General features: G+C 70.5%; 12 protein-coding genes. 1 reads left to right on the top strand and 11 read right to left on the bottom strand.

Annotated elements, in window-relative coordinates; translation table 11 throughout:
• Nucleotides 1-3: 3 nt before the first annotated feature.
• Entirely contained in the window at nucleotides 4-1,038 is a 1,035-nt protein-coding gene (locus tag ACIQRL_RS22780) for an aspartate carbamoyltransferase catalytic subunit (RefSeq protein ID WP_401334196.1), read from the bottom strand.
• An 82-nt stretch (nucleotides 1,039-1,120) separates the two neighbouring features.
• Nucleotides 1,121-1,711, bottom strand: a complete 591-nt coding sequence (gene pyrR / locus ACIQRL_RS22775) for a bifunctional pyr operon transcriptional regulator/uracil phosphoribosyltransferase PyrR (protein ID WP_401334193.1) — start codon at nucleotides 1,709-1,711, stop codon at nucleotides 1,121-1,123.
• Between the two features lie 245 nt (nucleotides 1,712-1,956).
• On the opposite strand from pyrR, the gene bldD reads away from it, so the two are divergent.
• Nucleotides 1,957-2,457 carry a transcriptional regulator BldD gene (gene bldD, locus ACIQRL_RS22770; RefSeq protein WP_037621142.1) on the top strand — a complete coding sequence of 167 codons (501 nt, stop codon included), beginning with the start codon at nucleotides 1,957-1,959 and terminating at the stop codon, nucleotides 2,455-2,457.
• A gap of 237 nt (nucleotides 2,458-2,694) precedes the next feature.
• Here bldD and nusB read toward each other — a convergent pair whose 3' ends face one another.
• The 9 genes from nusB to mltG form a co-directional block, all read right to left on the bottom strand.
• On the bottom strand, nucleotides 2,695-3,129 hold the full coding sequence (gene nusB / locus ACIQRL_RS22765; protein ID WP_401334189.1) for a transcription antitermination factor NusB: 435 nt from the start codon (nucleotides 3,127-3,129) through the stop codon (nucleotides 2,695-2,697).
• A 2-nt stretch (nucleotides 3,130-3,131) separates the two neighbouring features.
• Nucleotides 3,132-3,698, bottom strand: coding sequence for an elongation factor P (gene efp, locus ACIQRL_RS22760; protein WP_261702763.1), 567 nt, complete (start codon nucleotides 3,696-3,698; stop codon nucleotides 3,132-3,134).
• Between the two features lie 60 nt (nucleotides 3,699-3,758).
• Nucleotides 3,759-4,865 (bottom strand): aminopeptidase P family protein, encoded by a 1,107-nt coding sequence (locus ACIQRL_RS22755; RefSeq protein WP_401334187.1) that lies wholly within the window; start codon nucleotides 4,863-4,865, stop codon nucleotides 3,759-3,761.
• Between the two features lie 90 nt (nucleotides 4,866-4,955).
• Nucleotides 4,956-5,849 (bottom strand): Pro-rich N-terminal domain-containing protein, encoded by an 894-nt coding sequence (locus tag ACIQRL_RS22750; protein ID WP_401334184.1) that lies wholly within the window; start codon nucleotides 5,847-5,849, stop codon nucleotides 4,956-4,958.
• 192 nt (nucleotides 5,850-6,041) lie between these two features.
• Nucleotides 6,042-7,133, bottom strand: a complete 1,092-nt coding sequence (aroB, locus tag ACIQRL_RS22745) for a 3-dehydroquinate synthase (RefSeq protein ID WP_401334181.1) — start codon at nucleotides 7,131-7,133, stop codon at nucleotides 6,042-6,044.
• Nucleotides 7,130-7,612 (bottom strand): shikimate kinase, encoded by a 483-nt coding sequence (locus ACIQRL_RS22740; RefSeq protein WP_401334482.1) that lies wholly within the window; start codon nucleotides 7,610-7,612, stop codon nucleotides 7,130-7,132. Before ACIQRL_RS22740 ends, aroB begins: the two co-directional genes overlap by 4 nt.
• Nucleotides 7,613-7,641: 29 nt before the next feature.
• Nucleotides 7,642-8,826 (bottom strand): chorismate synthase, encoded by a 1,185-nt coding sequence (gene aroC, locus ACIQRL_RS22735; RefSeq protein WP_401334179.1) that lies wholly within the window; start codon nucleotides 8,824-8,826, stop codon nucleotides 7,642-7,644.
• A 312-nt stretch (nucleotides 8,827-9,138) separates the two neighbouring features.
• Nucleotides 9,139-9,978, bottom strand: coding sequence for a shikimate dehydrogenase (locus ACIQRL_RS22730; protein WP_401334176.1), 840 nt, complete (start codon nucleotides 9,976-9,978; stop codon nucleotides 9,139-9,141).
• Nucleotides 9,959-11,548 (bottom strand): endolytic transglycosylase MltG (gene mltG, locus ACIQRL_RS22725; protein ID WP_401334174.1); only part of this gene is annotated, 1,590 nt, incomplete at its 5' end. The genes ACIQRL_RS22730 and mltG, both read right to left, overlap by 20 nt.

The raw sequence follows: 11,548 nt of genomic DNA, 5'->3' as shown, positions 1-11,548 counted from the left end.
GTCTTACTTCTCCTCGTCCGCGGAAATGGTGTGCGCGGAGCGCTCGTTGGAAGGGTGGTGGTGGGAGACGGGCGGGCGGGTGTGGGTGACGGCGGGCTCGTTGCCGCCCAGGAGCAGGTACAGGACGGCCATGCGGATGGAGACACCGTTGGCGACCTGCTCGACGACGGTGCAGCGCTCGGAGTCGGCGACCTCGGCGGTGATCTCCATGCCGCGGACCATCGGGCCGGGGTGCATGACGATGGCGTGCTCCGGCATTTTCGCCATGCGCTCGCCGTCGAGCCCGTAGCGACGCGAGTACTCGCGCTCGGTCGGGAAGAACGCGGCGTTCATCCGCTCGCGCTGCACGCGCAGCATCATCACCGCGTCGGACTTGGAGAGGGTGCTGTCCAGGTCGTACGAGATCTCGCAGGGCCAGCTCTCCACGCCGACCGGCACCAGCGTGGGCGGCGCGACGAGGGTGACCTCGGCGCCGAGTGTGTGCAGCAGGTCGACGTTGGAGCGGGCGACGCGGCTGTGCAGGACGTCGCCGACGATCGTGATGCGCTTGCCGGCCAGGTCCTGGCCGATCCCGGCGTCCCGGCCGACCAGCCGGCGGCGCATGGTGAAGGCGTCGAGCAGGGCCTGCGTCGGGTGCTGGTGGGTGCCGTCACCGGCGTTGATGACGGCGGCGTCGATCCAGCCGGAGGTGGCGAGCCGGTAGGGGGCTCCGGAGGCGCCGTGCCGGATGACGACGGCGTCGACCCCCATGGCCTCCAGGGTCTGGGCGGTGTCCTTGAGGGACTCGCCCTTGGAGACGCTCGACCCCTTGGCGGTGAAGTTGATGACGTCCGCGGAGAGGCGCTTCTCGGCGGCCTCGAAGGAGATCCGGGTCCGGGTCGAGTCCTCGAAGAAGAGGTTGACGACGGTGCGGCCGCGCAGGGTCGGCAGCTTCTTGATCGGCCGGTCGGCGACCCGGGCCATCTCCTCGGCGGTGTCGAGGATCAGGACGGCGTCGTCGCGGGTGAGGTCGGCGGCCGAGATGAGATGACGCTGCATCTGTCAGGCTCCGTAAGGAAGTTCAGGGAGGATTCGGGCATGCGGGCGCGCGGGAGCGCACTCGGCGGCGGGGACCGGAGTGCTACTGGGGCTCGCCCGGGGAGGTCCGCTTGGCGCCGAGCAGCACGGTGTCGCGACCGTCCTCCTCGGCGAGCTGGACCTTGACCGTCTCCCGCAACGACGTGGGGAGGTTCTTGCCGACGTAGTCGGCGCGGATCGGCAGTTCGCGGTGGCCCCGGTCGACCAGGACGGCGAGCTGCACGGCGCGCGGCCGGCCGATGTCGTTCAGCGCGTCGAGCGCGGCGCGGATGGTGCGGCCGGAGAAGAGCACGTCGTCGACGAGGACGACGAGGCGGCCGTCGATGCCGTCACCGGGGATCTCGGTGCGGGCCAGCGCACGCGGCGGGTGCATGCGCAGGTCGTCGCGGTACATGGTGATGTCGAGGGAGCCGACCGGGATCTTGCGGTCGGTGATCTCCTGGAGCTTCTCGGCCAGTCTGCGGGCCAGGAACACACCCCGGGTCGGAATGCCGAGGAGGACCACGTCGTCGGCGCCCTTGGCGCGTTCGACGATCTCGTGGGCGATGCGGGTCAGCACCCGCGCGATGTCGGGCGCCTCGAGAACGGGCCGCGCATCGGCTTCGTACTGCTGCTGGTCGGGCTGGGTGTCCATAGGAAACGGACCTCCTTCTCCGCCTCACGGGACGGATCATTAAAGGACGTCGGAATTGCGCCATCAACGGTACCAGCCCGACAACGGACCTGATCACATCGCTTTGAGCCACACCCGGCGACACCCGTGCGGGAGCCGGTCGAAAATCCTTCGGCTTGACGGGGGAGAGTAACTCTGCGTAACCTCACAGTGAGTCACCAGCCGCGCGGCGGAGCCGCACGTTGATACAGCGTCCGGGGAGCTATATGTCCAGCGAATACGCCAAACAGCTCGGGGCCAAGCTCCGCGCCATCCGCACCCAGCAGGGCCTTTCCCTCCATGGTGTGGAGGAGAAGTCCCAGGGACGCTGGAAAGCGGTCGTGGTCGGTTCGTACGAGCGCGGCGACCGCGCCGTCACCGTACAGCGCCTCGCCGAACTGGCGGACTTCTACGGGGTTCCGGTCCAGGAGCTGCTGCCCGGGACCACGCCGGGCGGGGCCGCCGAGCCGCCGCCGAAGCTGGTCCTCGACCTTGAGCGGCTGGCGCACGTGCCGGCCGAGAAGGCGGGCCCCCTGCAGCGCTACGCGGCGACGATCCAGTCGCAGCGCGGCGACTACAACGGCAAGGTGCTGTCGATCCGCCAGGACGACCTGCGCACCCTCGCCGTCATCTACGACCAGTCCCCCTCGGTCCTGACCGAGCAGCTGATCAGCTGGGGTGTCCTGGACGCGGACGCGCGTCGCGCGGTCGCCCACGACGAGGGCTGATTCCCTGGGGACAGCTCAGCAGAAACGTGCCGCCGGGGTGGCCGGGACCTGATGGTTCCGGCCACCCCGGCGGCCGTCTGCGGGCCTCGGGAGCCTCAGGGGTACGGGAACGCCGGAGGGCCCGCAGCGATCACGCTGCGGGCCCTCCGGCGTTCCGTACGCCCCCTTGGGGCCGCACGGCTACGGCTGCCGGCCGGGCACGAGTGGCATCCTCCACCGTGATCGGCCGGACAGGTCCTAGTCCTCGTCGCGGCGGAGCGAGGACTTCAGGTCCTTCAGCCGGCCCAGCAGCCCGTTCACGAACGAGGGCGACTCGTCCGTGGAGAACTCCTTCGCCAGCTGGACCGCCTCGTCGAGCACCACGGCGTCCGGGGTCTCGTCGACCCAGATCAGCTCGTAGGCACCGAGGCGCAGGATGTTGCGGTCGACGACCGGCATCCTGTCCAGCGTCCAGCCGACGGCGTACTGCGCGATGAGCTCGTCGATCCGCCTCACCTTGGTGGCGTAGCCCTCGACCAGCTGCATCGTGTACTCGCTGACCGGCGGCTGCCGGGTGTCGGACCGGGAGTGCCGGATCCAGTCCGCGAGGACCGTCAGGACATCCACGCCGCGCTGGTCGCCCTCGAAGAGGATCTGGAAGGCGCGCTTGCGGGCCGTGTTGCGGGCAGCCACGGTTAGCTGTTCACCCGGCCGAGGTAGTCGCTGGTGCGGGTGTCGACCTTGATCTTCTCACCGGTGGTGATGAAGAGCGGGACCTGGATCTGGTGGCCGGTCTCCAGGGTGGCGGGCTTGGTGCCACCGGTGGAGCGGTCGCCCTGGACGCCAGGCTCGGTCTCCTGGATGACCAGCTCGACGGCGGCCGGCAGCTCGACGAAGAGCACCTCGCCCTCGTGCTGGGCGACGCTGGCCGTGAAGCCCTCGATGAGGAAGTTGGCAGCGTCGGCGACGGCCTTGCGGTCGACCATGAGCTGGTCGTACGTCTCCATGTCCATGAAGACGAAGTACTCGCCGTCCATGTACGAGAACTGCATGTCGCGCTTGTCGATCGTGGCCGTCTCGACCTTGACGCCGGCGTTGAACGTCTTGTCGACGACCTTGCCGGAGAGCACGTTCTTCAGCTTGGTGCGCACGAAGGCCGGGCCCTTGCCGGGCTTGACGTGCTGGAACTCGACGACGGACCAGAGCTGGCCTCCGTCGAGCTTGAGCACCAGGCCGTTCTTGAGGTCGTTCGTGGAAGCCACGGTTGCGGAATCTCCTGGACTGACGTGGACGACCACGGCGCACGCGCACAGCTCGAAAAGCTAGAGCGCGAGCAGCTCCTTGGTCGTAATGGTGAGTAGCTCGGGTCCGCCGTCCGCCTCAGGGCGTACGACGAGCGTGTCATCGATCCTGACACCGCCCCGGCCCGGAAGGTGGACCCCCGGTTCGACGGTGACCGGCACGCAAGCGTCCAGTTTACCCATGGCCGCGGGGGCAAGCTGCGGGTCCTCGTCGATTTCGAGCCCGACACCGTGTCCCGTCAGCGACGGAAGCCCTTCGGTATGGCCCCCGGAGTCCAGTACCTGACGGGCCGCGCGGTCCACGTCGCGGTAGGCGGCGCCGGGTACCAGCGCCTCCCGACCGGCGCGCTGGGCGGCGAAGACGAGGTCGTACAGCTCGATCTGCCAGTCGGCGGGCGAGGTGCCGATCACGAACGTACGACCGATCTCACATCGGTAGCCGCGGTAGGTCGCGCCGAGACAGACGGAGAGGAAGTCACCTTCCTCGACGCGCCGGTCGGTGGGCCGGTGGCCGCGCTGTCCCGAGTTCGGTCCGGTGCCGACCGAGGTCGCGAAGGCCGGCCCGTCCGCGCCGTGGTCGACGAGCCGGCGCTCCAGCTCCAGGGCGAGATGGCGTTCGGTGCGGCCGACGAGAATGGATTCGAGGAGTTCGCCGAGCGCCTGGTCGGCGATCTCGGCCCCGATCCGCAGACAGGAGATCTCCTCCTCGTCCTTGATCACTCGCAGCTGTTCCACCGCGCCGCCCAGGTCGGCCAGGCGCAGTCGCGGCGCCACCGAGCCGAGGGCGCGGTGCCGGGTCACGGTCAGGTGGTGTTCCTCGACCGCGAGGGACTCGGCACCCTGTCCTGCCGCCAGACCGGCGGCCGCGACGGCGGGATCACCGCCGGCGCGCGGCAGCACCCTTACGTTGAGCGCCTCGTCGGGGCGCCCTTCCACGGCCTCACCGGTCGGCGGACCGCCGCACAGCAGCACGTCCTCGTCGCTGCCGAGCAGGAGCACGGAGCCGTGCGGCGCCGCGCCCGCGAGATACCTCACATTGGCGGGGCGGGTCACCAGCGCGGTCGCGCTGCCGCCCGCCGTGCTGCGTTCCCTGAGCCGCTCTCTGCGGGTCGCGTACACCTCTGACATGAACCGAGCGTACGAGCGGTGGCCGGATGCCGCCGGTTCAGAGGGCCGGACGGGTAACCCGGCACCCGGACGGGCGGAAGCGGTGCCCGCTCACCACTGCGGCGGGCTGGCGATCGACCGTGCCAGGACGTCGTCCAGGACGCATGCCGTGGCCGCCACGTCGAGCTGCGAGTTGTCGATGATCGGGAGCCCGGAGCCGTACCAGCCGGCCATCCGGCCGTGGATACGGGCGACCTCCTCGTCACTGAGCCTGCGGTTCCCTGAGCGCTCGGCGTTGCGCTCCAGGACCACTTCCAGGCCCGGCAGGAGCACGACCGGCAGCAGCCCGGGGCCCACGTGGCGCTTCCAGCCGCCGAGTCCGACGACCGGGCGGTCCGGGAAGACGGCGTCGTCGAGGATGCACGAGATGCCGTTGGCCAGGAAGTTGCGGGCGGCGAAGCCGCAGGTGCGGCGGGCGAGACGATACTGCGCCTCGGAATGGTCGTTCCATCCCGACTGCGGGTCGGCGAAGCCCGAGCGCACCCATTCGCGTACGTCGTCGAGGCTGATGTGGGCCGTGGGCACCCGGCGGTGGTCCGCCCAGTACTTGGCGACGCTGGTCTTCCCGGCGCCCGCGGGGCCGATCAGCAGGACCGCGAGCGTGGTGGCCGCCGGATCGGGCGCGCCCGTGGCGAGCGGCGGGCTCGGCATGGCCACGGAAACGCCCGGAGGCAGCCGCACATGGCCGGTGGTGTCCGGCGGGACGGGAGGGTGCGGCGGTGGCTGCGCCGATGGGTACTGCGGAGGCTGCGGGGGCATCTGATGCGGCGGCAGGTGATGCTGCGGGGCCTGCGCGGGAGGGGCGCCGGGCGGCGCCGGCGCTCCCGCGAAGCCCGGAGCGGAACCCCGCTGCCCCGGGTACTGTCCGGCCGGCGACCATCCGGCGGCCGGTTCCTGCCCCGGCTGGTGGGGCGGCGGCAGCGGAGCCCCCACTGCGTGCTGCATCCGGTGCCACTCCGTCTCGTACAGGCGATGTGCGCTGGCGGACGGGACGCCGGTCCCGTCGCTACCGAACGGTACCTTCCCCGGCCGCCGTTGTGTGAACGGCCGGGGAGCGTGCGAAGTGCCCGTGAGGCAGAGGCAAAACGGGTTGAGCAGGGGTCCTTCGGACCATACGTCCGTGCGGGGCGCCGCCCGTTACTCGCCGACCTCGCCGTACGCGGCGAGCAGGACGGCCGGATCCGGGCCCTCCAGGACGGTCGGCTTGGCCAGCCCGTCGAGGACGATGAAGCGCAGCAGGTCGCCGCGGGACTTCTTGTCGACCTTCATGTTCTCCACGAGCTTGGGCCACTGGTCGTAGCGGTAGCTCAGCGGGAGGCCGACGGACTCCAGGATCGTGCGGTGGCGGTCGGCGGTCGCGTCGTCCAACCGGCCCGCGAGACGGCCGAGTTCGGCGGCGAAGTGCATGCCGACGGAGACCGCCGCGCCGTGCCGCCACTTGTAGCGCTCGTTCTTCTCGATGGCGTGGGCGAGCGTGTGGCCGTAGTTGAGGATCTCGCGCAGCCCCGACTCCTTGAGGTCGCCGGAGACGACCTCGGCCTTGACCTTGATGGAGCGTTCGATCAGCTCGGCGGTGTGCGGGCCCGCGGGCGTCCGGGCCGCCTCGGGGTCGGACTCGATGAGCTCCAGGATCACCGGGTCGGCGATGAAGCCGGCCTTGATGATCTCCGCGAGCCCGGAGACGTAGTCGTTGACCGGCAGCGAGTCGAGCGCCGCCAGATCGCAGAGCACACCCGCGGGCGGGTGGAAGGCGCCGACGAGGTTCTTGCCCTCGGCGGTGTTGATGCCGGTCTTGCCGCCGACCGCCGCGTCGACCATGGCGAGCACGGTGGTGGGGACGGCGATCCAGCGCACCCCGCGCAGCCAGGTCGCCGCCACGAAGCCGGCGAGGTCGGTGGTGGCACCCCCGCCGACACCGACGATGACGTCGGTGCGGGTGAAGCCGGACTGGCCCAGCGCCTTCCAGCAGTAGGCCGCGACCTCGGCGGTCTTGGCCTCCTCGGCGTTCGGCACCTGGATGGCGACGGTCTCGAAGCCCTGCTCCGCCAGGTCGGCGCGGAGCGCCTCGCCCGTTCCGTCGAGCGCCTCGGGATGGATCACGGCGACGCGCTTGGCCTTGCCGCCGATCAACCCGCCGAGCTCACCGAGGAGCTGACGGCCGATCAGGACCTCGTAGGGGTCGGTGCCCGCGCTGCCGCCGACCTGGACACGGGTCACTGCCTCGCTCATGCTTCCTTCAACTCCAGTGCGTCGAGGACCCCTTGGGCGACCTCTTCGGGGGTACGGCCGTCGGTCGCCACGACCGCGCGGGCGACTTCGGTGTACAGGTGGCGGCGCGCCTCCATCAGCTCGCGCCACTGCCGGCGCGGGTTGACGGCGAGCAGCGGCCGGGCCGCGTTCAGTCCGGTGCGCTGGACCGCCTCCTCGACGTCCATCGAGAGGTAGACGACCTGGTGCCCGGCGAGCAGCGCGCGGGTGTCCGCGTCGAGGATCGAACCTCCGCCCAGCGCCAGCACACCGTCGTGCCCGGCGAGCGCCTCGCGCACCGCCCGCTTCTCGATCGCGCGGAAGGCGGCTTCGCCGTCGTCGAGGAAGATGTCGGCGATGGTGCGGCCCTCGGCGGCCACGATGTCGTCGTCCGTGTCCCGGTAGCCGCAGCCGAGCCGCTCGGCCACGAGCGCGCCCACCGTGGACTTGCCGACCCCCATCGGGCCGACCAGGACGAGCCGTGGGGCGGTCACCGGATGACCAGGTTCTCGAGGTACGACCGGACGTTGCGACGGGTCTCGGTGACCGAGTCGCCGCCGAACTTCTCGGCCACCGCGTCCGCGAGGACGAGGGCGACCATGGCCTCGGCGACGATGCCCGCGGCGGGCACGGCGGAGACGTCGGAGCGCTGGTGGTGGGCCTTGGCGGCCTCGCCGGTCGCGACGTCGATGGTGGCCAGCGCGCGCGGCACGGTGGCGATCGGCTTCATCGCGGCGCGGACGCGCAGCAGTTCGCCGGTGGTCAGACCGCCCTCGGTGCCGCCGGCGCGGCCGGACGTCCGCTTGATGCCCTCGGGCGTGTTGATGATCTCGTCGTGGGCCTGGGAGCCGGGCACCCGGGCCAGTTCGAAGCCGTCGCCGATCTCGACGCCCTTGATCGCCTGGATGCCCATCAGGGCACCGGCGAGACGGGCGTCCAGCTTGCGGTCCCAGTGCACGTGCGAGCCGAGGCCGACGGGGACGCCGTACGCGAGCACCTCGACGACGCCGCCGAGCGTGTCGCCGTCCTTGTGGGCCTGGTCGACCTCCGCGACCATCGCCTTCGAGGCGTCGGCGTCCAGGCAGCGCAGCGGGTCGGCGTCGAGCTTGTCGACATCGGCGGGGGTGGGGTACACGCCCTGCGGGGCCTTCACGGAGCAGAGCTCGACGACGTGGGAGACGATCTCGATCCCGGCCGTCTCCTTGAGGTACGAACGGGCGACCGCGCCGAGCGCGACGCGGGCAGCGGTCTCACGGGCGGAGGCGCGCTCCAGGATCGGCCGGGCCTCGTCGAAACCGTACTTCTGCATGCCGGCGAGGTCGGCGTGGCCGGGCCGGGGGCGGGTCAGCGGGGCGTTGCGGGCCAGTTCGGCGAGGATCTCCGGGGCGACCGGGTCGGCCGCCATGACCTGCTCCCACTTGGGCCACTCGGTGTTGCCGACCATGACGGCCACCGGGGAGCCGAGGGTGAGACCGTGCCGGACGCCGCCGAGGAAGGTGACCTCGTCGCGCTCGAACTTCATCCGGGCGCCGCGTCCATAGCCCAGGCGCCGCCGGGCGAGGTGGTCCGCCACCATCTCCGTGGTGATCGGGACGCCGGCGGGAAGGCCCTCCAGCGTCGCGACAAGTGCGGGACCGTGGGACTCCCCCGCGGTCAGCCAGCGCAACCTGCTCAACGGTGCTCCTCATGCTCGCGCCCTGGTGCTGCTGCTGCGTACACGCGTCCTCGCGTACGGCGACGGCGCGACCGGGTGCGCGGCCCTGGCCCGCCGTCTCCGATCCTCCCACGTCCGGGGGCCGGAACCGGCCGCAGGTCCATCAGGCGGACGCACCCGGCCGGGTCGCACCGCCCCGCGTACGCCCCGGGAGGCGCCTGAGCGGGCCTGTCCCGGACCGTTCGGGCAGCCGGGGTCCCCCGGGCCTCCGGCTGTGTCACGAGGGACTCCACGCCGTGCCGGCCCACGTGCTCGCGGCCCCGGAGCGGTCGTCTACCGGGCGGCGAGGGCGTGTTCGCCGGCCGTGCGCATGGCGCCGAGCGGCGCGGGCGTCCGCCCGGTCATCTGCTCGACCTGGAGCACGGCCTGGTGAACGAGCAGATCGAGTCCGCCGACGACGGCTCCGCCGTACGCCGACCAGCGTGCCGCCAGGTCGGTCGGCCAGGGGTCGTACAGCACGTCGAAGAGGGTCGCGGGGCGTTCCGGGACGGCGGCGGCCAGCGCGTCCGTGGTCCCCGCCGGAGTCGTGGCGATCACCAGCGGAGCCCGCAGCGCCTGTTCGGCGTCGGCCCAGTCCTCGGTGCGCACCTCGATGTCGAGCCGCTCGCCCCACTGCCGCATCTCGGCGGCCCGCTCCTTGCTGCGGACGTACGCGACGACCTCGCCGGTACAGATCCGCGCGAGGGCGGCCAGCGCCGAGGAGGCGGTGGCGCCGGCCCCGAGGACGGCGGCCGAGTCGACCTGCTCGATCCCCCGCTCACGCAGCGCGGCGACCATCCCGGGAATGTCGGTGTTGTCGCCGACGCGCCGCCCGTCCTCGGTGAACACGACGGTGTTGACCGCCTCCACGGAGGCGGCCGTCGCGCTGATCCCGTCGAGCAGCGGCATGACCGCCCGCTTGAGCGGCATGGTCAGCGAGAGCCCGGCCCACTCCGGTCCGAGACCGTCGAAGAACCCGGGCAGTGCCTCCTCGTCGACCTCGAAGCGGTCGTACGACCAGTCCCCGAGGCCCAGCTCCCGGTACGCGGCACGGTGCAGCACCGGGGAGAGGGAGTGCGCGATCGGCGAGCCGAGCACCGCGGCCCGGCGGCCGTCAGTTTCCGGAGCTGGCATTGAACTTCTTCTTGAGTCTCTCGAATTCGGCGTTCGTCTTGGCGAATTCGGTATTGTTCTGGCCGTCGGTCGCCACGAAGTAGAGCCAGCCGTCGCTCGTCGGGGTGAACACCGCCCTGAACGCGTCGTCACCCGGATTTCCGATCGGACCGGGCGGCAGACCCGCGTGCGTGTACGTGTTGTACGGGTCCGGATTGCTGTTGATCTCGGACTCACTGATGTGAATCTTGCTCTGCCCCTTCAGGTAATTGAAGGTGGAGTCGAACTGCAGCTTCTGGTTGGTCTCGGTGTTGGAGGTCTTCAGCCGGTTGTAGACGACCTCGGCCATCTTGCGGTAGTCGTCGTGCGTCTTGCCCTCGGCCTGGACCAGGCTCGCGACCGTGACCACCTGCAAGGGATTGTCGAGGTGGAGTGTCTTCGCCTTCGCCACGACTCCCAGCGCGACGTATTTCTTGTTTGCCTGCGCCACCATGGCCTTCAGCACGGTCTCGGGCTTCATGCCCTTGGCGGCGGGATACGTCAGCGGGTAAAGGAATCCTTCCAGTGGATCCTTTATGTCCTTGTTGCTGTTCGCCCAGCTCGGGAGCCCCAGGCTCTTGTATTCCTTCTTCGCGACGCCGCTGGTGGTGCCCTTGGCGAGTCCGAGCTTCGCATCGATCGCCGCATACACCTGGGCATTACGGAAACCGGGAGGCACGGTCACGTTGTTCTGGCTCTTGGGATCGAGCAACAGCTCGACGGCGCTCGCGGCCGACATCCCCTTGCGCAGGAGATAAGCGCCCGCCTGAATCGACTTGCCCTTGGGATTCTCCTGCTGAGCGGAGACGAAGGCATCGACGCTCTTCACGACACCCAGCGCCTTGAGCTTCTGGCCGATTACGTAGCCACCCTCGCCCTTGGCGATCACCACGGGGACCTGTCCCGAACCGTCGCCCGCGAAGTCGGGAGCCGAGCCGAAACGATTCTGGTAGTAGTGGTAGCCGAAAACCCCGGCTCCGGCGAGAGCGCCTCCGAAGACCATGACGACCACCAGGCAGGCAAAGCCGCTGCGGCGCTTCTTCTTGCCCGTGCCGCCGCCCCCGCCCTTGCGGTCACCGCGGCCCCGGCCCTTCTTCGGGTCGTCATCGTCGTCGTCGTCGAAGTCGTCGTCATCGTCATCGCCACCGGCGAAGAAGGCGTGCTCGCCCTGGTCAGGTCCCGGGTCCCAGTCGGGCTCCGGTTCGGGTTCGGCGCGGCGGCGGGCGGGCGGCTCGGGCGGCGGATAGGCATCGGGGGTGCCGTAGAAGTCAGGCTGCTCACCCGTGTACTGGCCGGCGTAGGGGTCGGCGGGGTCGCCGCCGTAGGGCACCTGGGACTGCGCCCCGGTGTTCCCGCCGTCGGGGTACTGCTGCTGACCCTGATTGCCGTACTGCTGCTGACCCTGACCCGGATACTGCTGCTGACCTTGGTCGCCGTACTGCTGCTGGCCCTGACCGGGGTACTGCTGCTGACCCTGATTGCCGTACTGCTGCTGACCCTGACCGGGGTACTGCTGACCCTGACCGTTGAACTGCTGCTGACCCTGGTCGCC

The organism is Streptomyces sp. NPDC091209 (genome assembly GCF_044757755.1).
In the GTDB taxonomy this organism is placed as follows: Bacteria; Actinomycetota; Actinomycetes; order Streptomycetales; family Streptomycetaceae; genus Streptomyces.
Note: the sequence above shows the minus strand (reverse complement) of the source record. Positions and strands in the feature narration are given on the sequence as shown.